Genomic DNA, 22,221 nt, shown 5'->3' on the forward strand with positions numbered 1-22,221 from the left:
CCTGGAAGACCTCTACAATCTCGTGAACGTGCCGCAGGCGATCTGGATCGACGAGCAGGGCAGAATCGTGCGTCCGCCGGAGACCGCGGGCTCGACCGACCATTTCCGTCGCATGGATCTCAAGACCAGGACCATGACACCGGAGGACCAGGCCGAGCGGCTGGCCGCCCGCCAAGCCTATCTCGATGCCGTGCGCGCCTGGGTGACGACAGGAAAGCATGCGCTGGCCGCCGACGCCGCGCGCGCCGGGCTGCCCAAGGTGACGCCCGAAATCGCCGAGGCGCGGGCGCGGTTCCGGCTCGGCGTTTGGCTGCGTACGAATGGTCGCGCCGCCGAGGGCGATCGCCAGCTCGAGGTCGCGAGCCGGCTGCATCCGGAGTCGTGGAGCATGTGGCGCCAGGCGGCGGATCTCGACGAGGTCGGCAAGGCGTCCGGCCCCGAGTTCTGGAAGCGCGTGCAGGCGCTGGGCGATCAACCGTACTATCCGCCGCCCAAAATCTAGGCGGTCGTCAATCACACCTCCGTGAAGGCGATGCAGTTGCTATGCGGCGTGTGCCGCCTCGGCTAGGCTGCCCGACATACTCCAAACAACGGGAGACCGGGTTGGCTGTGCTCAACGTGAACGGCAAGGCGCTCAATCACAACGCCGATCCGCGTACCCCGCTGCTGTGGGTGTTGCGCGAGCAACTCAAACTCACCGGCACGAAATATGGCTGCGGCATTGCCCAGTGCGGTGCCTGCACGGTGCTGATCGACGGCGTGGCAACGCGCTCCTGCCAGGTGCCCGCGAACTCGGTCGGCAACCGCAAGGTCACGACCATCGAAGGTCTCGCGGCAAACGGCCAGCTGAACAAGATCCAGGCCGCCTGGGTGGCGGTCGATGTGCCCCAGTGCGGCTACTGCCAGAGCGGCATGGTGATGGCGGCCACCGCGCTGCTCGCCGCCAAGCCCAAGCCGACCGACGCCGACATCGACGCGGCCATGACCAACATCTGTCGCTGCGGCACCTACCAGCAGGTGCGTGAAGCGATCCACGCCGCGGCCAAGGCCTGAGGGGAGGACGCATCATGACGATTCATCAGACGTCTCTCGGCCGTCGCGGTTTCCTGGTCAGCGGCGCCGCCGTCGCCGGTGGTTTCTCGCTGGGCTTCCACATCCCCTTCGAGGACGGCGCGGCGCATGCCCAGACCGTCAAGGAACTGAACGCCTGGGTGGTGATCCATCCCGACGACAAGGTGGTGATCCGCATCGCCCGCTCCGAGATGGGGCAGGGCACGCTTACCGGCCTCTGCCAGCTCGTGGCCGAGGAACTCGAGTGCAACTGGAGCAAGGTCACCTGGGAGTATCCGACTCCCGCCGAGAACGTCGCGCGCAACCGAGTCTGGAAAAACTTCTCGACCGGCGGCAGTCGCGGCATCCGCGAGAGCAACCAGTATGTCCGCGAAGGCGGCGCCATGGCGCGCGAGATGCTGATCGCGGCGGCGGCGGCACAACTCAAGGCGCCGGCCGCCGAGCTCACCGCGTCCAATAGCGTCATCACCCACAAGGCTTCGGGCAAGACGGTAACCTACGGCGCGGTCGCCGCGGCGGCCGCCCAGCTCGAACCGCCCAAGGAAGTGAAGCTCAAGGATCCCAAGGACTGGAAGATCGCGGGCAAGCCGGTCAAGCGGCTGGACACGGTCGACAAGGTTACGGGCAAGCAGATCTATGGCATCGACCTCGTGCTGCCCGGCATGCTGGTCGCCACCGTGCGTGCCTGTCCGGTGATCGGCGGCAAGCTCAAGAGCTTCGACGCCGCCAAGATCGAGAAGATGCCGGGCGTCAAGAAGGTGGTGGCAATCGACGGCAATGCCGTCGTGGTCGTGGCCGACACCTATTGGAACGCCCGCACCGCGCTCGCCGCGCTCCCCACCGACTGGGACATCGGCGAGCTCGGCAAGGTCTCGAGCGAGACCATTACCCAGATGCTGACGGAGGGGCTCGTCGCGCAGGAAGCCTTCGTCGGCAACAAGGTGGGCGACGCCAAGGCCGCAATCGATGGCGCCGCCAAGAAGGTCGAGGCGATCTACAGCTTCCCCTACCAGCACCACGTCACCATGGAGCCGATGAACGCCACCGCGCGCGTCACGGCCGACAAGTGCGAGGTCTGGTGCGGCACGCAGAACGGCGAGGCGGCACTCGCGGCCGCCTCCGAGGCGTCCGGCCTGCCGGTCGCCAAGTGCGATGTCTTCAAGCAGCTGCTGGGCGGCGGCTTCGGCCGGCGCGGCCGCTCCGACTACGTCCGCCAGGCCGTGCTGGTCGCCAAGGAGATGCCCGGCACGCCAATCAAGCTGATCTGGTCGCGTGAAGAGGACATGACGCACTGCCAGTATCATCCGATCACGATGTGCAAGCTCACAGGTGGCCTCGATGCCCAGGGCAACCTGGTCGGGTTGCGGGTCCGCATCTCCGGCCAGTCGATCCTGGCCTCGCTGCTGCCGGGCAACCTGGTGAACGGCATGGATCCCGCGACGTTCCAGGGCCTGATGGCGAGCGGCGTCGAGGCGGCCTATGGCTACAACGTGCCGAACCTGCTGATCGACCATGCGATGCGCAATCCGCACATCACGCCGGGCTTCTGGCGCGGCGTGAACGTGAACCAGAACGCCGTCTACATGGAATGCTTCATGGACGAGCTCGCCGACGCGGCGGGCCAGGATCCGCTGGCCTTCCGCATGAAGCTGCTGAAGCCCAAATGGGCGGCGGTGCTGAAGGCGGCGGCCGACAAGGCGGGCTATGGCAAGCCGCTGCCCGCCGGCCACTTCCATGGCTTGGCCCAGGTCATGGGCTACGGCAGCTATGTCGCGGGCGTGGCCGAAGTCTCGGTGAGCGCCGACGGCCACCTCAAGATCCACAAGATCACCGCCGCGACCAATTGCGGCCACGTGGTCAACCCGGCGCAGATCGAGCGCCAGGTCGCGGGCTCGTTCGCCTACGGCCTGTCGGCGGCCCTCTACGGCGAGATCACGGTCAAGGACGGCGCCGTCGAGCAGACCAACTTCGACAGCTACAACATGCTGCGCATCGACGAGATGCCGAAGGTCGAGACCGTGCTGGTCCCGACCGGCGATTTCTGGGGCGGCGTCGGCGAGCCGACCATCGCCGTGGCCGCGCCCTCGGTGCTGAATGCGATTGCCCGGGCGACCGGCAAGCGCGTGCGCAACCTGCCGCTGATGCATCACGAGCTGAAGAAAGGCGCGTAGATGGGCCGAGTTCTGCTGCCGGTGCTGGCCTCAGCGTTGCTGCTGGCCGGCCCGGCGCAGGCGGCCGATGCGCCACCTGGTGCGAGTTCCTGCACCGGCTGCCATGCCACGACGAAGATCGCCGACTCGGTGATCCCGCGCATTGCCGGCCGCAAGGCCGCCGATATCGTCACCTTCATGCGCGAGTACCGAAGCGGGGCGTGGCCCTCCAGCGTGATGGGACGTATCGCCAAGGGCTTCGACGACCAGCAGACCAACGCCATCGCGGCCTGGTTTGCCGCCCAACCCGAATGAGAGGGGAGTAGCGCATGACGACGCGGCGCACATTCCTCAAGGGCGCGGCCGTGCTGGGCCTGGCGCCCGCCATCGCCTCCGCGCAGTCGACGGCCGGCAAGGTCGTGGTGATCGGCGGCGGCTTTGCCGGCGCCACGGCGGCGCGCACGCTGAAGGCGCTCGCGCCCAGGCTCGACGTTACCCTGGTCGAGCCCAACCCGGTCTACACTTCTTGCCCGTTCAGCAACTCCGTGCTCGCCAACCTGCGCGAGATCTCGCAGCAGGAGTTCCGTTACGATGGCGTCAAGCGCGCCGGCGTCACCGTGGCTGAGACCAGCGCCACCGCCGTCGATGCGACGGCCAGGACGGTGACGCTCGCCGACGGCAACCGCCTCTCCTACGACCGGCTGGTGATGTCGCCCGGCATCGACTTCAACTGGGGCGCCTTGCCGGGATATGACGAGGCCGCCGCCCAGAAGATGCCGCATGCCTGGAAGGCCGGGGCCCAGACCGTGCTGCTGCGAAACCAGCTCCAGGCCATGGACGATGGCGGCCTGGTCGTGATGTCGGCGCCAGCCAATCCCTACCGCTGCCCGCCCGGCCCCTACGAGCGCGCCAGCCTGATCGCCTACTGGATGAAGATCTGGAAGCCCAAGTCGAAGCTGCTGCTGCTCGACGCCAAGGACGCCTTCTCCACGCAGCGCCTGTTCCAGAATGGCTGGGCCGAGCTCTATCCCGGCGCGATCGAATGGGTGCCCTTGTCCAAGGGCGGCAAGGTGACCTCGGTCGATCCTGCGACGCTCACCTTCACGACCGAGTTCGGCAGCCACAAGGCCGCCGTCGCCAACGTCATCCCGCCGCAGCGGGCCGGCGCCATCGCCGGCCAGGCGGGCGTCGCCGACCGCACCGGCTGGTGCCCGGTCGAGCCGGTGGCCTTCGAATCGACGCTCAGGCCCGGCATCCATGTCCTGGGCGATGCCGCCATCATGGGCGGCATGCCCAAGTCCGCCTTCTCGGCCAACGCCCAGGCCAAGGTCTGCGCCGCCGCCATCGTCGCGCTGCTGGCTGGCGTCAAGCCGCAGGACCCGATCCTGATCAACACCTGCTACAGCCTGCTGGCCGCCGACTACGGCATCTCCGTCGCCGGCGTCTATCGACCGGACAAGGGCCAGCTCACCGATGTGCCGGGTGCGGGCGGGGTGAGCGCACTCGAGGCCGTGGGCGGCCTGCGCGGCCAGGAAGCGCTCTATGCCGCGAGCTGGTTCCGCACCATCACCGCCGAGACCTTCGGCTGACGCCGTGCGGGCCTTGCTTGCCGCCGTTCTGGCTTTCCTTGCGCCCGCTGCTGCCGCGCAACAGGTCGTGGGCGACGCCATCCCGGCCTCGCTTACCGGCCAGCCGGGCGATGCCGGCCGCGGCCGGGCGATCGTCGCCAACCGCAGCGTCGGGCTCTGCCTGCTCTGCCATTCCGGCCCGATCGCCGAGGAGCGCTTCCAGGGCGATCTCGCGCCCACCCTGGCCGGCGCCGGATCGCGCTGGTCCGAGGGACAATTGCGGTTGCGCATCGTCGACGGCGCGCGTCTCAATGCCGACACGATCATGCCGCCCTACTATCGGGCGACCGGCCTGCAGCAGGTCGCCCGGAATTTCGAAGGCAAGACCATCCTGTCGGCCGCGCAGGTCGAGGACGTCGTGGCCTACCTCGCAACCCTGAAGGATTGAATGGATCGACGTCGTTTCCTCGCCGGCACTGCGGCCATCGTCGTCCTGCCGTTCGGTCCCGCTTCGGCCACGCCCGAAGCCATGGCCGAGGCGATCAGGAAGGTCGTGGGCGATGCTGCCGTCACCGAAGGCCGGGTCACGCTCGACCTGCCGCCGCTGATCGAGAACGGCAATACCGTGCCGCTCGTGGTGTCGGTCGAGAGCCCGATGACGGTCGCCGACCATGTGAAGGCGATCCATGTCTTCAACGAGAAGAACCCGCAGCCCAATGTCTTTTCCGCCAGGCTCTCGGCCCGCAATGGCAAGGCCACGGTCGGCACGCGCATCAAGCTGGGCGACAGCCAGAAGATCGTGGCCATCGCCGAGACCAGCGACGGCAAATTCTGGAGTGCCAGCGCCGACGTGATCGTGACGCTCGCCGCCTGCCTCGAGGAGTCGACCTGATGGCCAACGTCCTCGTCAACGCGCCCAAGACGGCCAAACGCGGCGCCGTCGTCGAGATCAAGGCGCTGATCCTGCATCCCATGGAGACCGGCTTCCGCCCTGGCACCATGGGCAAGATCATCCCGCGCAACATCATCGAGCGCTTCACCGCGACGTGGAACGATGCGGAGATCTTCAGCATGGACATGTCGCCCGCGATCTCTGCCAACCCCTTCGTCTCCTTCTTTGCGATGGCGGCCGAAAGCGGCACCGTCCGCCTGCGCTGGACCGGCGATGAAGGCCTCGTCGTCGAGGAGCGGGTCGCAATCGCCGTCGAATGAAGCTACTGCGCATCGCCTTCGGCCTCGTGATCGTCTTCGCGGCCTCCTGGGCGGCGGCGCGGGTCGCGACGGACAAGCGGCGTTCCGGCCATCAGGACATGGGCGAGGCGCTGCAGAAGATGCAGGACGACGACACCGCCAACCCCGGCATGCTGTTCGTGCAGCTGGGGGGCCAGTTCTGGGCGAAGGCCGCCGGGGCCGCCGACAAGTCCTGCGCCGATTGCCATGGCAGCGCCGCTACCAGCATGAAGGGTGTGGCCGCGCGCTATCCCGCCATCCCCCAAGGCGCCGAGGCGCCGCTCGATCTGGAAGGCCGCATCAATCTCTGCCGGACCGAGAACCAGAAGGCCGAGCGTCTGCCGCCCGAGAGTCGCGAGCTGTTGGCGCTAGAAGCCTATGTCGCGCACCAGTCGCGCGGCATGCCGATCGCGCCGCCGGCCGATCCGCGGCTTGGCGCCTTTCGCGCGCGCGGCGCGGAGATCTACCGGGCGCGCCAGGGCCAGCTCAACCTGTCCTGTGCCATCTGCCACGACGACAATGCTGGCAAGAAGCTCGCCGGCGTGACGATCCCGGAGGCCCATCCCACCGGCTATCCGATCTACCGGCTGGAATGGCAGGCGCTGGGCTCGCTCAAACGCCGCCTGCGCAATTGCCTCGTCGGCATCCGGGCCGAGGCTTATGCCTACGATGCGCCCGAGTATGTCATGCTCGAATTGTTCCTGATGGACCGGGCCAGGGGCATGACCCTCGAATCGCCCGGCGTGAGACCTTAGGATGAGATCATGCGCCATGTCGGACGCCGCCCGCTGCTCGCCGCCCTGCCGGGACTTGCGCTCGTGAGCGCGACTGCGGGCGCGCAGCAACTACCCCTCAAGCTCGGCACGGCCACCGCCGGCGGCGGCTTCCCGGTCTATGGCGCGGCCTTCATCAAGGCGATCAAGGCGGTCGATCCGACGCTCGTCATCGAAGAGGTCAACACCAAGGGCAGCACTGAAAACGTACCGCTGCTGGAGGAAGGCAAGCTCGACCTCGCGCTGGTCCAGGGCGAGGTGGCGCAAAGCGTCTTCTTCGCCACCGACCGGCCGCCGACCACGCTCAAGGTCGTCACCGCGATGTATGCCTCGCCCGGCATGTTCGTCGTGCGGGCCGACAGCCGCTATCGCAGCATCGTCGATCTCAAGGGCCAGGCCATCGCCTGGGGTGCGCGCGGCTCCGGCCTCGTCATCCTGGGCCGTACCGTGGTGGATGGCATCGGTCTCGATGCCGCGAAGGATTTCGAGCCGGTCTATCTCGAGCGCGCCGGCGACGGTCCGGCGATGGTGATCGACGGCCAGGTCGCCGCCCTGTGGGGCGGTGGCGTCCGCTGGCCGGGCTTCGTCGCCGTCGCCAACAGCGTTCACGGCGCCCGCTTCATCGTGCCCACCGCCGGCGAGATCGACCGCATCGTGGCCAAGCATGGCTTCCTGCGGCGCCTGACCCTGCCGGCCGGCATGTATCGCGGCCAGGACGAGGCGCTGCCCACGGTGGGGTCCTGGAGCTTCGTGCTCGCACGCGCCGGCCTGCCCGACAGTGTCGGCCGTCGCCTGGCTGCCGCGCTGGACAACGTCGAGCGCAGCGGCGCGCACGCCCAGCAGCTCTCGGAAACGACGGCGAAGAACACGCTGGCGGCCCTGCCGCGCCCCGACACGCTGCAGCCGGGCGTCGCGGCCTACTACAGGGAAATCAAGCTTCTGCCCTAGCGGCCGGACCCTAGGCCTTCGCCTTCGGTCGCGTCTTTGGCCGCTCGGTCCGTGGTCCGCGGCGGTTGGCCTCGGGCTTTGCCTTGGCGTCGCGGCGCTTGCCGGCTTCGGCCTCTGCCCGGAGTTCGGCCCGGCGGGCTTCGATGAGACGGTTGGTCGGGGCCATCGCGACATGCCTCCGCTGGTGCGTGGTCGGGCTCTCGCGGCCGGGCCCGTATTTGCCCAAGCGTAATTCAGCCGTTTCGCGCCGTCACCGCCGGCAGACAAAAATTCTCCCGTGGGCCGGACATGGAGTTTTTCCTCCTGCGCAGCGGGGCCAATTCGGCCGCCGGTTTCATTGCCTGCGTGCTGCGGCGGCCCCTAGAGTCGGGGCATGCTCGACCTTGCCAGCGATATCGTCGCCCGCGCGACCCGCCTGCTTTTTACGGACTGCGATGAGCCCGCCCTCTGGACGATTTCGGTCGGAGGCCGTGTGGTCGGCACGCTGTTGTGCGAAGCCGGCGCCCGGCGGTTGGCCTGGTTCAACGGTGCCGATCCTCGGCTCGTCGCCTATGCCGGCCCGCTGGACGGCGACATCGAGGCGCTGGCCGCCACGCTCGGCCTCAGGCTGGGTTTCCCGGTCCGCCTGGAATCGCTGCCGACCTGAACCACCTGTTGAGATTTTGCCTGGTTGAGATTTGAGGCGGCAGGTCCGACAGTGGGCCGGCTGCTCATCATGGGTGCTTGAAAAATGGATGCGATCGACCGGAAGATCGTGGTGCTTCTCCAGGAAGACGCCAGCCTGTCGCTGGCGCAGATCGCCCATCGCGTCGGGCTGTCGCAAAGCCCGTGCTGGAAGCGCATCCAGCGCCTGGAGAAGACCGGCGTCATCCTGAAGCGCGTAGCGCTGATCTCGCCCGAATCGATCGGCGTCGGCCTCAGCGTGTTCGTCTCGATCGAGACCGGCGATCATTCCTCGGCCTGGCTCGCGAAGTTCGCCCAGACCGTTACCGCCATGCCCGAGGTGATGGAGTTCCACCGCATGGCCGGCGACATCGACTACATGCTGCGCGTGGCGGTGCCCGACATGCAGGCCTACGACGCCTTCTACAAGCGCCTGATCGACACCATGCCGCTCAAGAACGTGACCTCCCGCTTCTCCATGGAGCGGGTCAAGTCCACCACGGCCTATCCGCTCCCCGCCGAGCCGCGTAGCCCGGCCGCGGCCAAGAAGAAGCTCTGACCCCTCGCCACGCGGCCCAAAGCCCTTCCGGCGGGGGCTCTCCGGGGTTACCGTTCGCAACCATTTTCCACCCCGGAGCGTTACAATGACCGTGCACGCCCTCAAGCCTTCGAAAGTCGCCCATCTCAGTTCGAAGGTTTCGCCGGAGGAGTGGCAGGCCCGCGTCGATCTCGCCGCCTGCTACCGCCTGATCGCGCACTACGGCATGTCCGACCTGATCGCCAACCACATCTCGATGCGCGTGCCGGGCGAGCCCCATGCCTTCCTGATCAACGCCTACGGGCTGCTCTACGAGGAGATCACCGCCTCGAGCCTGCTCAAGATCGATCACGAGGGCAATGTCCTCGCCAAGCCCGAGTTCCCCGACGGCCTCGACTACGGCGTCAATCGTGCCGGCTTCGTCATCCACTCGGCGATCCACATGGCCAAGCCCGAGGTCAATTGCATCATCCACACCCACACCTACGCCGGCATGGCCGTCTCGACCCTGGAGTGCGGGTTGCTGCCTAACACCCAGACCTCGATGCGCTTCGCCAAGATCAGCTATCACGACTACACCGGCGTGGTGCTCGACACCGCCGAGCGCGAGGCGCTGGCCAAGAGCCTGGGCGACAACAATGCGCTGATCCTGCGCAGCCACGGCCTGCTGACGACCGGCGCCACGATCCCCGAGGCGTTCAACGCCATGCACCGGCTCGAGCTCTCGTGCAAAACCCAGATCGCCGCCATGTCCTGCAACACGCAGATGGTGCGTGTGCCGGAGAAGGTGGTCGAAGACACCTACACCATGTACCAGCCCAAGACGCGCCGGCCGTTCGGCCTGCTCGACTGGCCGGCCTTGTTGCGCAAGCTCGACCGTATCGACCCCAGCTTCCGCGACTAATTTGGATACGCCGCACAGCTCGGTACGCGCTTTTGCGGCCGTTGCCAGCGGCTACTGGACCGCGCCCGGATATCGCCTCGTCGCCTGGGGCTTGACCGGCGGCATGGTGTTGCTCGGTGTCGTCAATGTTGGCATCGCGCTCTGGCTCAACATCTGGAATCGCGATTTCTTCAATGCGCTCGACAAGAAAGACACTGCGCAGCTCATGCAGCTGCTCTGGGTGCTGGCTGCCATCGTGGCTTCAGCGGGCTTGGCCGTCGCCATCCAGCTCCACGTCAAGCGCCGGCTGCAGATCAACTGGCGGTCCTGGCTGTCGCACGTCACTGTCCGGCGCTGGCTGAATTCGGGCCGCCAGTACCAGCTCGGCATGCTGGCCGAGGAAGTCGACAATCCCGACGGCCGCATCGCCGAGGATATCCGCGTCTCGACCGAGCTCGCCGTCGAGTTCGCCCAGAGCATTCTCCAGTGCGTGCTGCAACTCTTCACCTTCCTCAGCGTCCTCTGGATCCTGTCGGGCACGATGCCGATCAGGATCGGTGGTCTCGAATTCGATCTGCCGGGCTACATGGTCTGGTGCGCCGTGGCCTATGCCCTGATCGGCTCGCTGCTGACCTATGCGCTGGGCCGCGGCCTGATCCATGCCGGCAACGTGCGCCAGAGCCGCGAGGCCGATTTCCGCTCCGGCTTGACCCGATCGCGCGAGCATGCCGAGGGCATCGCCCTGATGCGCGGGGAGGATGACGAGCGTGAGCGGCTGCGCGGCTCGCTGTTCGACCTGCGCGCGGCATGGAACGTCCAGACACGCGGCCAGGGCAACCTCTCCCTGCTGACAAGTTCGTTGGCCTATCTCGCTCCCATCGTGCCGCTGATCGTGGCGCTGCCGCGCTATCTCGGCGGCGAGATTGCGCTGGGCGGCCTGATGCAGACGGCACAGGCCTTCTCCAGCGTGCAGTGGGCGCTGTCGTGGTTGATCGACAATTTCCCCAGGTTCGCCGATTGGCGCGCTTCGACTGATCGCGTCGTGCATCTGCACGTGGCGCTCACCGACCTGGAAGAGGATGCCGAGGCGCCGGACGATGCGCGGATCGTCGTCCATCCGGCGGGCGAGTCCGATCTCTTGATCATGCGCGAACTGGGTGTCGCCAGGCCCGACGGCGAGATGCTGGTGGCGGAGGCCGAAGTCACGATTCAGCGCCCCGAGCGCGTGTTGATCCGTGGCCAGTCCGGCAGTGGCAAGAGCACCATCATGCGGGCCGTGGCCGGAGTCTGGCCGTGGGGCCGCGGCGCCATCCACCTGCCGACCGGCGCGATCACCTTCATGCCGCAGAAGCCCTATTTCCCGCTCGGCACCCTGCGCGACGTCATGCTCTATCCCACTGCACCGGAGGGCATCAGCGACGAGGCGCTGAAGGACATGCTGCACAAGGTCGGCCTCGATCACCTGCGCGACCGGCTCGACGAGACCGAGCGTTGGGATCACATCCTGTCGGGTGGCGAGCAGCAGCGGGTCGCCTTCGCGCGCGTCCTGGTCCACAAGCCCGACTGGATCTTCATGGACGAGGCGACCTCGGCGCTCGACGAGGCCGGCCAGGAGAACGTCATGAAGCTCCTGATCGAGGAGCTGCCCGAGACATCGGTGGTGAGCATCGGCCATCGGCCCGGTCTCGAGCTGTTCCATACCCGCGAGCTGACCCTGGTGCCGGGGACGGAGGGCACCAAGCTCAGGGCCCAGGCCGGCACGCGCTCGCTGGGCGACCTCTACCGCAAGATGGCCGCCGCCAGCCGCTCGACACCGACGACACCGGGCTTCTGGGCGAACGTCAGGGCGAACTTGCTGGGGCGTTAGGGTTCGTTCGACCCCCTCCGCCCTGCGGGCACCTCCCCCGCTTCGCGAGGGAGGAGAATATTTTTCAAACTCCTCCCCCGTCTGCGGGGGAGGTGCCCCGTCTTACGGGGCGGAGGGGGTCTTCACTTCTGGTAGTTGCGGTCCGTGCGTTGGACCACGCGGACCAGCAGCGCCGTCGACCAGCCGAACATCAGCATGCCGACTGCCGATTCGACGGCGCCGGCGATGCGATGGCCGTTCGAGAGAGTGAGGTCGTTGGCGCCCAGCGTGGTGAAGCTGGCGAGCGAGAAGTAGAACGAATGGGCGAAGCTGCCGAGTTCGCCCCAGTCGTAGTAGAGCACCGCCCACATCGTGACCTGGAGCGCGTGGCCCGCCATCAGGACCAGGACGGCCAGCACGCTGTGCAGGATCATGTAGGAGGTCTGGTGCGTCGAGAGCTTCGGCGTCGGGATGATATCCATTAGGCGGCTGAGCGCGAGCTGCGCCATCACCTGCACCGTGCCGGTGGCGATGACCATGGCGACGCCGCGCAGGACGCGGCCGAGCGGGGAGAGGTCGTCCATCAGGCTGCTTTCGGCTTGCCCAGCAGATGGTCGGAGATAATGCGCTGCTGGATTTCCGACGTGCCCTCGAAGATCTTGGTGAGGCGGGCGTCTCGCCAGTAGCGCTCGACGGCGTGCAGGGTCGTGTAGCCCGCGCCGCCGAACACTTGTAGCGCCTCCGACGTCACGCGCTCGGCCATCTCGGAGGCGAAGAACTTTACCATCGCCGCTTCCTTGTCGCAGCGCCGCTTCTGGTCGATCTCGTCGCAGACGAAATACATGAGCTGGCGCGCCGCCTCGATCTCGGTCGCCATGCGGGCGAGCCGGAAGCGCGTGTTCTGGAAGTCGCCGATCGCCTGGCCGAACTGGCGGCGCTCCTGGGCATAGGCCGTCGCATCCTCCAGCGCGCCGCGGGCGAGGCCAATGGCGCGGGCCGCGGTGTGGGCGCGGGCGCGCTCGAGCCCGGCCGAGATGTAATAGAAGGCGCGGCCTTCCTCGCCGATCAGCGCCGAGGCGGGCAGGCGGCAGTCGTCGAAGGCGAGCTCCCAGGTCTTCCAGCCGAAATAGCCGATCTTCGGGATCGGTGCGCCCTTCACGTCCTTGGGGAGTTGGCCGCGCGGCTTCTCGATCAGGAAGGAGGAGAGGCCGACATGCTTGCGCTTGGGATCGGGCGAGTCCGAGGTTCGCGCCACCAGCATGATGTAATCGGCACCATCGGCAAACGTGCACCAGTACTTGTTGCCGTTGATCACCCAATCGTCGCCGTCTTTCTTGGCGCGGCAGGAGATGCTGCCGAGGTCCGAGCCGACGTTGGGTTCGGACATGGCCGCGGCGCCCAGGAACTCGCCGCGCGCGGCGCGCGGCAGGAACACCTTGCGTTGCGCCTCGGTCATGCCGCGGCCGGCCGAGAGGCCGTTGCCGCGGGCGATGAGGGAGGCCACGCTCATCCAGGCCCGCGCCAGCTCCTCGGTGATCAGGCAATATTCGAACACGCCCAGGCCCATCCCGCCGTGCTCCTCGGGGATGACGATGCCGAAATAGCCCATATCCGCCAGTTTCTTGATCAGTTCCTGCGGAATATCGCCCTTTTCGGGATCAAGTTTGTTCGCGATCGGCAGCACCTCCTTCATCGCGAAGGCGCGCGCCGTCTCCTGGATCATGCGGCGCTCGTCGGTCATGTAGCCCATGGCGTTTCCCTCTGCGTTGCCGCAGCATAGTATCCAAATCACGGAGCATTAGGAGACACGCATGCTGAGACTTCTGCTGGGCGCGTTCGCGCTCTTCCTCTCTGCGGTTTCGGTTCAGGCGCAGGCGCAAGGATCCGATTGGCCGGCCAAACCCGTCACCATTCTCATGGGGTTCCCCGCCGGCTCCGGCGTCGATGTGGTGGCGCGTATCCTCCAACCCTCGCTCGAGAAGTCACTCGGGCAGCGGCTGGTCATCGACTACAAGAGCGGTGCCGGCGGCAACGTCGCGTCCGAGGTCGTGGCCCGCGCGGCGCCCGACGGTTACACCTTCCTGCTCGGCACGGCGGCGACGCACGGCATCAATCCCGCGCTCTACACGAAGCTGTCGTTCGACGTCGAGGCGGACTTCACCCCGATCACGACGCTCGCCGACATTCCGAACGTGCTCGCCATCAATCCTTTGGTGATCGACGCCAAGGATGTGAAGGACTTCATCGCCAAGGTGAAGGCCGCCCCCGGCAAGTACAGCTACGGCTCGACCGGCAACGGCACGGGCACGCATCTCGCTTTCGCCGCCTTCGTGAAGCAGGCCGGCCTCGACATGGTGCACGTGCCCTACAAGGGCGGGCCGGATGCCACCAACTCGCTGATCAAGGGCGAGACCTGCTGCAGCTTCCCGCTCCTGCAGGCGATGCTGCCGTACGCCAAGGCAGGCCAGGTCCGCTTGCTCGGCGTCACGACTCCCAAGCGCGTCGCTGTCATGCCCGACCTGCCGACCATCGCCGAGGCGGGCCTGCCGGGCTACGAGAGCTACACCTGGTTCGGCATCTTCGGGCCGAAGAACCTGCCGCCCGCCATCGCCCAGAAAATGAACGCCGCGCTCAAGACCGCGCTCGAGGATCCCGAGGTCAAGGCCAAGCTCGTCGCGCTCGGCAATACGCCGCGCTATGAGACGCTCGAGCAGTTCAAGGCGACGGTGAAGGAAGGCCGCGCCAAGTGGGCCGTGGTGGTGAAGGCCGCGGGCGCCACGGTGGACTAAGATTCTCCTCCCCCGCGAAGCGGGGGAGGTGCCCCACAGGGGCGGAGGGGGTCAACTCTCGGAAGCCGAAGACCCCCTTCCGGCAAAGGCGCTGTAAACAGCGCCGACCCGCGCCGACTTCCCCCGCAAGCGGGGGCAGAGAAGAGTTCGGAGGAGAAGCCAATGCGCCGCAGCGACGATCGCATCCTCACCACGCACGTCGGCAGTCTGCCGCGGAGCGCGGAGCTCAGCGATCTCCTGATCCGCGACGAGGCGGGTGAGGCGATCGACCAAACGCGGCTGGCCCGCCTTGGCGAGGAAGCCGTGCATCATGTCGTGGCCGAGCAATGCGCAGCCGGGATCGACATCGTGAACGACGGCGAGCAGCCGCGAGTCGGCTTCCAGACCTATGTCGCCCAGCGCATGAAGGGCTTTGGCGGCGAATCGAAGCGGCCGTCGCCGACCGACTACGCGAACTTCCCGATGTTCGCCGCCCAGTGGGCCCGCAACGCGCCCCGGCGCACCAAGGTCCGCAATGCGCCGCAGGCCATCGGCGAAGTCGTCTATGACGATCTCCGTTCGGCCGAGGAGGAATGCCGCCTGTTCAAGGCCGCACTCGCCCAACAGGCCGGGAAGCCCGTCGAGACGTTCATGACGGCGCCGTCGCCCGGCATCATCGCCACCACCCTGTTGAATGCGCACTATGACAGCCACGAGGCCTATGTTTTCGCCCTGGCCCGTCAGATCGCCAAGGAATACGAGCTGATCGCGCGCGACTTCATCCTGCAGATCGATGCACCCGACCTCGCCATGGAACGCACCACCCTGTTCCAGGACAAGAGCACGCCCGAGTTCCTGAAGATCGTCGACATGCATGTCGCGGCGCTGAACGAGGCGCTCGCCGGCATCCCGCGCGAGCGCGTCAGGCTTCATTGCTGCTGGGGCAACTGGGAGGGCCCGCACGTCGACGACATCCCGATGCACTACATCCTGCCGGCGCTCTACCAGGCCAAGGTCGGCGCGCTCTCCATCGAGTTCGCCAACCCGCGCCACCAGCACGAGTACGCCGCGCTCAAGAAGAACAAGCTGCCCGACGGCTTCCTGCTGCTGCCCGGTGTGATCGACTCGACCACCAGCTTCGTCGAGCATCCCGAGGTGATCGCCAACCGCATCTGCGAGGCGGTCGACGCCGTGGGCGACAGGAGCCGCGTCATCGCCTCGAGCGATTGCGGCTTCTGCACTTTCGCCGGTGGCGAGATGGTCACCGAGGACGTGGTCTGGGCCAAGCTCAGGAGCTGCAGCGAAGGCGCCGCCCTCGCCACGCGCCGGCTGTGGGGCGCGAAGGTCTAGCGCGCGCGTTTGACCGGCTGGCGCAGGATGGTCCTCAGTTTGGCGGGCGCGGTCTTGCGGGCATCGCTCAAATAGATTTCGTGGTGGGGGCCGGCAAAGGCGAGGCCCCGCGACGGCATCTCCTGGTCGTGAAGCCGCGCCAGGACAGGCCCTTCATCGTCGTAGCTGCCGACGTGCAGGATCTGCAGCGCGGTTCCTTCCTCCAGCCTCTCGAACCGCAGGCTGGCGGGCGGGGCGCCGAGCTTCTTCTTCGATTTTTCGACGGCCGCCTCGAACAGCGCCAGGTCGATGAACTCGGGCGCCATGATCATCATGGTCCAGCACCAGCGTTCCTTGCGGCGCGCGACGAAATCGGCGGGATCGTCGGCCCACCAAAGGCCTTCGAGTGGCGGCACCACATAGTCCTTGCCCTTCGCTGCCTTGGCCGCGAACTTCATGGCGTAGCTCACCGCATAGAGCCACTCGATCGCCTGCTTGTACGTCGGCGCCGTGTTGGGATCGCCCTTGCCGTCGACCTTGACGAACTGCATCGCCGGAACGTCCACGGACACGAAGCGATCGACCGGCGGCTTGTAGAGAGCCGGCAAGCTCTTCCTGAAGTCTATCTTTTCCACTGTCGATCGCCCTGGCCCATGGTCGATGAGGCTCTATTCTACCGCATCGTCGGGGGCAAAAAGACTATGTAGTAAAAGTTGCAAGTTCAGCAGGTTTTGTGATAGATTTCTGCTACAGTCGGAGCCTCTGTGCAGGCACTGCTGGCAACGCCCGAACGGTCTCCGTTCCGGGCGTTTTTCTTGGTCCATTTCCGGCTGTTTTGGCCGACAGCAGCGGCACTCTCATCCCGGCGAAGGACGGGCGTCGGTGGCACAGGTCATCGGGGGGTGATTGGACAGCTGGATCAAGGGCTTGACCCTGCTTTTTGGCACAGGCAGCGGGACACCGCGTGGCACAACGACGTGTGCCAAAAACCGGTCCAATCCGGCTCAGGTCCTGGCGTCCTCAGCGATCATCGCCGCGCCCTTCTCGGCGATCATGATGGTGGGAGCGTTGGTGTTGCCGGTGGTCAACGTCGGCATCACCGAGGCGTCCATGACGCGCAGGCCCTCGATACCGCGCACGCGCAGGCGGGAGTCGACGACGGCGCGCGGGTCCTCGCCCATGCGGCAGGTGCCGACCGGGTGATAGAGCGTGTTGCCGGCGCGGCGGGCATAGGCCAGCAGGTCGGTGTCGCTCGTGATGTCCGGTCCGGGCTGGATCTCGCCGGAACTGTGCTGGGCGAGCGCCGCCGCCGCAAAGATGCGACGGACGTGGCGGACGCCACCCAGCAGGGCGAGCTCGTCGGTGTGGGTGGTGAGGTAGTTGGGCTTGATCGCCGGCCGGGCGAAGGGATCGGCGGAGGCCGCCATGATGGTGCCGCGGCTGTCGGGTTTTACGACGCAGACGACGCAGCTCATGCCGGGTTTCTCGTCGAGCTGGCCGAATTTCAGCGGATGGGTGCTGCCCGGCGTGAACAGCAGCTGCAGGTCGGGCGAGGCGAGGCCCTCGCGGCTGTCGCAGAAGACCTGCGAGGTGGTGACGCCGAAGGTGAGCGCGCCCTTGCCGGTGAAGAAGAAGCGCAGGATCTCCGGCAGCACGCGCGGGAAGCGGGCGATCTCGTTCACCGTCTCGGCATCGTGCACGCGATGGACGACGCGGATGACGTAGTGATCGATCAGGTTGGCGCCGACGCCGGGCAGGTCGTGCACGACGGGGATGCCGAGCGATTGGAGGTGCTGGGCGGGGCCGATGCCCGAGATCTGCAGGATATGCGGCGAGTTGATGGTGCCGCCGCTCACGATCACCTCACGATTGGCGCGCACCTCGTGGAGCTGGCCGCCGCGCTGGAAGGTGGCGCCGACGCAGCGCTTGCCCTCGAACAGCAGCTTGCCCGCCTGGGCGTTGGTCTCGACCCTGAGGTTGGGCCGTCCCTTGGCTTCGCGCAGAAAAGTCTGGGCCGTGGAACCGCGGAAGCGGCCGCGCCGCGTCATCTGCGAGTAGCCGACGCCCGCGCGCGTCTTGCCGTTGAGGTCGGGATTGAAGGGGAAGCCTGCCTGCTGGGCGGCTTCGACGAAGCGGTGGGTGAGGGGCAGGACGGTGCGGTAGTCCTCGACCTTCAGCGGCCCGCCCTGGCCGCGTACGGTGGGATCGCCGCCCTGGATATAGTCCTCGGACTGCATGAAGTAGGGCAGCACGTCGTCGTAGCTCCAGCCGCGGCAGCCCATCTGGGCCCAGCCGTCGAAATCAGCCGGGGCGCCGCGGACATAGAGCATGCCGTTGATCGAGCTCGAGCCACCCAGCGTGCGGCCACGCGGCCATTCCATGCGGCGATCGCCGGTGCCCTTCTCGGGCTCGGTGGTGAAGTTCCAGTTGACCAGCGGGTTGCGGATCAGCGAGCGCATGCCGGCCGGAATGTGGATCATGGGATGCCAGTCGGAGGGGCCGGCTTCGAGCAGCACCACCGAGGCGCCGGTCTCCGACAGGCGTGCGGCCGCGACGCAACCGGCGGAGCCCGCGCCCACGACAACGTAGTCCGCCTGCATCGCGTTCTCCCTAGAGGGTGCCGGCGCGCTTGTCGCGCGGCACGAAGTAGTTGGTGGGGGCAAGTTCGGGGTCTTCCACGGCGTGCATGTTCTGCACATGCCGTTCGATGTCCGCGGTGAAGAGCGCCTGCGAGAGCGCCTGCACCAGCCGCGTGGCGCCGACATGGAGGCCGGGGATGTCGCCTGCGAGCGCCCCCTGGCTCAGGATGCTGCCCCAGTTGAAGAGATGGATGTTGTCGAGGCCCGGCGTCCGGCCCGGCACCTTCTCCTCAAGCTCGAAACCGCGGCCGAGGTAGGGATAGCGCGCCGCTTCGGCGTTGGCTTTCACCTCGTTGGCGCTGCGCACATCGGCCCACAGTTTCACGTTGGCGGTGAACGCCGCGATTTCCTTGACGCGGCCCATGTCGATGTCGAAGCCGGTGCCGAACAGCACGACGTCGAAACGCTCGGTGCCCTTGGTCGTCTTCACCGTGACGCCGTCCTCGTCGACGATTACGTCGCACCACGGCTCGGCGAAGCGGAAGGAAAAGCCCGGCAGCTTCTGGCCGCGCAGCACCGATTCATGCGGCGGCGGCGAGCCGGCGGCCAGCATGTAGGTGTAGATCTTCCAGCGCCAGTCGTCGTCGAGCATGCCCTGGCCGCGCTGGAAGCCGGGAAACGACACGCCCTTGGACTTGTTGACCTGCGGCAGGTGGGGCCGGCGGGCAAAGCACACCGCCTCGGCGGCGCCCGCTTCGAGTGCGGTGCAGGCGTTATCGATCGCCGTTGCCAGCACGCCCAGCACACCGATGCGCTTGCCCGCGAGCTTGGCGAAATCGATGTCCTCCAGCGTATGGAACACGCGGCCGCGGCGGATGGGACTTTCAGGATCGAACGAGGGAAAAGACGCCCAGCGGAAGCCGCCCGAACCGTCGCGGCCGTTGGCCAGCACGACCTTGCGGGCATGCACGGTTTCGCCATTCGAGAGATCGGCGCGCAACAGATCGCCCGCCGGCTCGACCTTGAGCAGGCCGACGCCGTTCTCGACTCTTAGGCCCACGGCCTCGCGTACCCACAGGAGATAGTTGAGCCAGTCGAGACGTGCGATCTTGTAGAGCTTCTCCCAGCCATCAGCGCCATGCTGAGCCTCGTACCAGGCGCGAAAGGTGAGGGAGGGGACGCCGAGATCGGGGCCGGTCAGGTGCTTTGGCGAGCGCAGGATCGGCATGCGCGCCGTGGTGTTCCACGGCCCCTCGCGGCCGTGCGTCTCGCGTTCGATGACGCGGATATTGCCAATGCCCTCGCGCAGCAGGCCATAGCCCACGGTTTGGCCGCACATGCCGGCGCCCACCACCAGCACGTCGAGGACCCGCGTGCCGTCGGGCCCGGCGCGTTCGGGCACCCAGTTGGCCGCCGGGTAGTTCAACCGGGCGAGGTCGTGGCGCGCGGTCTTCCGCAGCGCGGCTAAGCCTTGATCACCCTCGACAACACCATCCATGCCGTGCTTCTCACCTTCTGCCCTCTCAATAGCAGGGCCTACTCTGCTGAGAAATGCCCGGGGAGAATATGCCATGCGCGGTCGTCAGGTCTTCTTCGAGACGCTGCTCAATCACGGCGTCGATCGCATCTTCGGCAATCCTGGCACGACCGAGAGCCCGTTGCTCGACTCGCTGCTCGATTATCCGCAGATCCAGTACATCGTGCATCTGCACGAAGGCGTGGCGACCGGTGCGGCGAACTTTTATGCCCAGGCGAGCGGCAAAACGGCGTTCGTGAACCTCCATGTGGCGCCGGGCCTCGGCAACGCCGTCGGCATGATCTATGGCGCACTGAAGAACAATTCGCCGATGGTGGTGACGGCGGGGCAGCAGGACACGCGGCTCAGGTTGCGTGATCCCGTGCTGGGCCACGACCTTGCGGCCATCGCGGCGCCCGTCACCAAATGGAGTGTGCAGGTCGAAACCGCCGACGAACTGGGCCCGATCCTGCAGCGCGCCTTCAAGATCGCGAACGAAGCGCCGGCCGGGCCGGTGTTCGTGGCGCTGCCGATCAACGTCATGGAGCAGGAGACCAGCATCCCCGCCGGCAAGCCCGGCCATTCCTTCGCAGCGACCCGGCCCGATCCGGCGGGCATCGCCGCCATGGCGAGACTGCTACTGGCATCGACGAGCCCGGCCATCGTCGCCGGGGACGATGTCGCGCGGGCCGGCGCCGGAGACACGCTGGTCAAGCTCGCCGAGAAGCTCGGCGCCTCGGTGTGGTTCGAGGGGCTGCGCGGTCGCAACTCCTTTCCAACCGACCATGCTTCCGCCCGTGGCACGCTCGCCTTCGACGCCCCGGGCGTCGCCAAGCAGTTCGCCGACAACGATCTCGTGCTGATGGTGGGCGGTCCGTTTTTCGAGGAAGTATGGTACGCGCCGGGCTCACCTTTCCCTGCGGGCTGCAAGGCGCTGCAGATCGAGGCCGCGCCCTCGCGTCTCGCCTACAATTTTGCCCTCGATGCCGGCGTGGTGGCCGACGTCGGCGCGGGCCTTGCGGCGCTGGATGTCGCCCTGGCGACGGTCGCCGGCAAGGAGTTCGACGCCGCGGCCGCCAAGCGCAACGCGGCATTGCAGGCGCTCAAGGAGTCCGAGGCCGCGGCCCAGAAGGCTCGCGTCGAGAAGGCCTGGGCGCGCACGCCGACGTCGATGGCGCGTGCCATGGCGGAGATTCGCGCCGGCACGCCGGAGAATGCGATCATGGCGGACGAGACGATCACGGCCAACCTCGATCTCTTCAAGACCTTCACCTTTGCGGGCGCCGACGACTACTTCAGCGGCCGCGGCGGCGGCATCGGACAGGGGCTGGCGGGCGCCATCGGCGTGGCGGTGGCCCAACCCAAGCGGCCGGTGCTCTGCCTCTCGGGCGACGGCTCGTCGATGTATTCCATCCAGGCGCTATGGACCGCGGCGCACCATGATCTCGCGATCGTGTTCGTGATCCTGGCCAACCGCGAATATCGCGTGCTGAAGCACAACATCGACGCCTATCGCGCGCGCTTCGACGTAAAGTCGAACAAGCCCTATATGCACATGGATCTCGGCAGCCCGACCATGGGCTTCGTCGACATGGCCAAGGGCATGGGCGTGGCCGGCACTTACGTCGCCAAGGCCGACGACATCAAGGCCGCCGTGGCGGCTGCCTTCAAGACCGGCAAGCCGCACCTGATCGAGATCGAGATCGAAGGGAAGCGCTAAAACTACTTCTTTCGCATCTTCTGGAACGCGCGAACCTTCGCTTGGTGCGTGCGGGCGGCGTTGGTCAGCATGGGCAGGTCGTTGCCGGCCAGCAGCAGCTTCATGCCCTTGCCGATGTAGAGTTCCAGCAGCTCTTCGCTGTAGGCGCCGCCCATGCCCGGCCATTTGCCGTGTTTCTTGCAAGCCGCGATCACCTTGTCGACCGCGGCCTGGACCTTCTCGTGTCCGGTCTGGCCGGGGATGCCCAATTCCATCGATAGGTCGCTAGCGCCGACCAGCAGGCAGTCGATGCCCGGGACCGCCGCAATCGCCTCGGCGTTTTTCACCGCCTTGGGTGTCTCGATCATTACGGTGATCAGCGTATTGGCGTCGCTCCGCTTGGTCATCTCACCCATCGGCATCGGTGCATAGTCGAACTGCGCCTGGCCACCGCCGACCGAACGATGACCGTTCGGCGGGTAGCGCAGGCGGTCGGCGATTTCCTTGGCCTCCTCGGCGGTGTCGACATGGGGGATCACGATGCCCAGCGCGCCGCCGTCAAGGACGCGCGTTGCCATGGCGAGTTCGCCGTAGGGCACGCGCACGATCGGCGCGATACCGGAATCCTGGGCGGCCACCGAGATCTCGCAGGCCGTCTCG

Annotated in this window: 23 protein-coding genes and 1 pseudogene; 17 read left to right on the top strand and 7 right to left on the bottom strand. The window is 66.9% G+C overall.

The annotated features are described in order from the left end of the window. The 10 genes and pseudogenes from EPO55_RS11155 to EPO55_RS11200 all read left to right on the top strand — a co-directional run. Positions 1–502, top strand: a pseudogene (locus tag EPO55_RS11155) (redoxin domain-containing (seleno)protein); the annotation flags it as partial. A gap of 101 nt (positions 503–603) precedes the next feature. Further along, complete coding sequence (locus EPO55_RS11160) at positions 604–1,053, top strand: (2Fe-2S)-binding protein (protein ID WP_296336860.1); 450 nt, start codon at positions 604–606, stop codon at positions 1,051–1,053. A 14-nt stretch (positions 1,054–1,067) separates the two neighbouring features. Continuing rightward, entirely contained in the window at positions 1,068–3,242 is a 2,175-nt protein-coding gene (locus EPO55_RS11165) for a molybdopterin cofactor-binding domain-containing protein (protein WP_296336861.1), read from the top strand. Further along, positions 3,243–3,536, top strand: coding sequence for a cytochrome C (locus EPO55_RS11170; protein WP_296336863.1), 294 nt, complete (start codon positions 3,243–3,245; stop codon positions 3,534–3,536). Positions 3,537–3,550: 14 nt separating this feature from the next. After that, the gene (locus tag EPO55_RS11175) at positions 3,551–4,810 is read left to right on the top strand and encodes an NAD(P)/FAD-dependent oxidoreductase (protein ID WP_296336864.1); all 1,260 of its coding nucleotides are present in this window, start codon (positions 3,551–3,553) and stop codon (positions 4,808–4,810) included. 4 nt (positions 4,811–4,814) lie between these two features. After that, positions 4,815–5,237 (top strand): sulfur oxidation c-type cytochrome SoxX, encoded by a 423-nt coding sequence (gene soxX / locus EPO55_RS11180; RefSeq protein WP_296336865.1) that lies wholly within the window; start codon positions 4,815–4,817, stop codon positions 5,235–5,237. Continuing rightward, positions 5,238–5,681, top strand: a complete 444-nt coding sequence (locus tag EPO55_RS11185) for a SoxY-related AACIE arm protein (RefSeq protein WP_296336866.1) — start codon at positions 5,238–5,240, stop codon at positions 5,679–5,681. Next, on the top strand, positions 5,681–6,001 hold the full coding sequence (soxZ, locus tag EPO55_RS11190) for a thiosulfate oxidation carrier complex protein SoxZ (RefSeq protein WP_296336868.1): 321 nt from the start codon (positions 5,681–5,683) through the stop codon (positions 5,999–6,001). The genes EPO55_RS11185 and soxZ overlap by 1 nt, the downstream gene beginning before the upstream one ends. Further along, positions 5,998–6,774, top strand: coding sequence for a sulfur oxidation c-type cytochrome SoxA (gene soxA, locus EPO55_RS11195; RefSeq protein ID WP_296336869.1), 777 nt, complete (start codon positions 5,998–6,000; stop codon positions 6,772–6,774). Before soxZ ends, soxA begins: the two co-directional genes overlap by 4 nt. A gap of 9 nt (positions 6,775–6,783) precedes the next feature. Continuing rightward, the gene (locus EPO55_RS11200) at positions 6,784–7,740 is read left to right on the top strand and encodes a TAXI family TRAP transporter solute-binding subunit (RefSeq protein ID WP_296336870.1); all 957 of its coding nucleotides are present in this window, start codon (positions 6,784–6,786) and stop codon (positions 7,738–7,740) included. A gap of 10 nt (positions 7,741–7,750) precedes the next feature. Here the strand turns inward: EPO55_RS11200 and EPO55_RS11205 are convergent, their stop codons facing one another. Continuing rightward, positions 7,751–7,906: a hypothetical protein gene (locus EPO55_RS11205; RefSeq protein WP_296336872.1), complete on the bottom strand. Its 156-nt coding sequence runs from the start codon at positions 7,904–7,906 to the stop codon at positions 7,751–7,753. Positions 7,907–8,113: 207 nt separating this feature from the next. On the opposite strand from EPO55_RS11205, the gene EPO55_RS11210 reads away from it, so the two are divergent. From EPO55_RS11210 to EPO55_RS11225, 4 genes are all read left to right on the top strand, one after another. After that, entirely contained in the window at positions 8,114–8,386 is a 273-nt protein-coding gene (locus EPO55_RS11210) for a hypothetical protein (RefSeq protein ID WP_296336873.1), read from the top strand. Between the two features lie 84 nt (positions 8,387–8,470). Then, positions 8,471–8,962 carry an Lrp/AsnC family transcriptional regulator gene (locus tag EPO55_RS11215; RefSeq protein ID WP_296336874.1) on the top strand — a complete coding sequence of 164 codons (492 nt, stop codon included), beginning with the start codon at positions 8,471–8,473 and terminating at the stop codon, positions 8,960–8,962. 85 nt (positions 8,963–9,047) lie between these two features. After that, positions 9,048–9,845 (top strand): class II aldolase/adducin family protein, encoded by a 798-nt coding sequence (locus EPO55_RS11220; RefSeq protein WP_296336876.1) that lies wholly within the window; start codon positions 9,048–9,050, stop codon positions 9,843–9,845. Between the two features lies 1 nt (position 9,846). Further along, positions 9,847–11,691 (top strand): ABC transporter ATP-binding protein/permease, encoded by a 1,845-nt coding sequence (locus tag EPO55_RS11225; RefSeq protein ID WP_296336877.1) that lies wholly within the window; start codon positions 9,847–9,849, stop codon positions 11,689–11,691. Positions 11,692–11,813: 122 nt separating this feature from the next. On the opposite strand, the gene EPO55_RS11230 is transcribed toward EPO55_RS11225, so the two are convergent. Together EPO55_RS11230 and EPO55_RS11235 are read right to left on the bottom strand one after the other, a co-directional pair. After that, positions 11,814–12,254 carry an ion channel gene (locus EPO55_RS11230; RefSeq protein ID WP_296336878.1) on the bottom strand — a complete coding sequence of 147 codons (441 nt, stop codon included), beginning with the start codon at positions 12,252–12,254 and terminating at the stop codon, positions 11,814–11,816. Then, complete coding sequence (locus EPO55_RS11235) at positions 12,254–13,420, bottom strand: acyl-CoA dehydrogenase family protein (RefSeq protein WP_296336879.1); 1,167 nt, start codon at positions 13,418–13,420, stop codon at positions 12,254–12,256. Before EPO55_RS11235 ends, EPO55_RS11230 begins: the two co-directional genes overlap by 1 nt. Before the next feature lie 61 nt (positions 13,421–13,481). Between EPO55_RS11235 and EPO55_RS11240 the strand changes: the two genes are divergently transcribed. Together EPO55_RS11240 and EPO55_RS11245 are read left to right on the top strand one after the other, a co-directional pair. Next, positions 13,482–14,459 carry a tripartite tricarboxylate transporter substrate binding protein gene (locus EPO55_RS11240; protein WP_296336880.1) on the top strand — a complete coding sequence of 326 codons (978 nt, stop codon included), beginning with the start codon at positions 13,482–13,484 and terminating at the stop codon, positions 14,457–14,459. 162 nt (positions 14,460–14,621) lie between these two features. Then, entirely contained in the window at positions 14,622–15,788 is a 1,167-nt protein-coding gene (locus EPO55_RS11245) for a cobalamin-independent methionine synthase II family protein (protein ID WP_296336881.1), read from the top strand. Here EPO55_RS11245 and EPO55_RS11250 read toward each other — a convergent pair. The 3 genes from EPO55_RS11250 to EPO55_RS11260 form a co-directional block, all read right to left on the bottom strand. Then, positions 15,785–16,402, bottom strand: coding sequence for a GyrI-like domain-containing protein (locus EPO55_RS11250; protein ID WP_296336882.1), 618 nt, complete (start codon positions 16,400–16,402; stop codon positions 15,785–15,787). The genes EPO55_RS11245 and EPO55_RS11250 overlap by 4 nt on opposite strands. A 369-nt stretch (positions 16,403–16,771) precedes the next feature. Then, a complete protein-coding gene (locus EPO55_RS11255; RefSeq protein WP_296336883.1) occupies positions 16,772–18,367 on the bottom strand; it encodes a GMC family oxidoreductase N-terminal domain-containing protein in 1,596 nt (531 codons plus the stop codon). 10 nt (positions 18,368–18,377) lie between these two features. Then, complete coding sequence (locus tag EPO55_RS11260) at positions 18,378–19,844, bottom strand: NAD(P)/FAD-dependent oxidoreductase (protein WP_296336884.1); 1,467 nt, start codon at positions 19,842–19,844, stop codon at positions 18,378–18,380. Positions 19,845–19,917: 73 nt separating this feature from the next. Here EPO55_RS11260 and EPO55_RS11265 point away from each other — a divergent pair, with 73 nt between their 5' ends. Next, entirely contained in the window at positions 19,918–21,582 is a 1,665-nt protein-coding gene (locus EPO55_RS11265) for a thiamine pyrophosphate-binding protein (RefSeq protein ID WP_296336885.1), read from the top strand. Positions 21,583–21,584: 2 nt separating this feature from the next. Here EPO55_RS11265 and EPO55_RS11270 read toward each other — a convergent pair. Continuing rightward, a partial coding sequence (locus tag EPO55_RS11270; RefSeq protein WP_296336886.1) for an aldolase/citrate lyase family protein occupies positions 21,585–22,221 on the bottom strand: 637 nt, incomplete at its 5' end.

Origin of the sequence: Reyranella sp. (assembly GCF_004296935.1) — a bacterium.
GTDB lineage: Bacteria > Pseudomonadota > Alphaproteobacteria > Reyranellales > Reyranellaceae > Reyranella.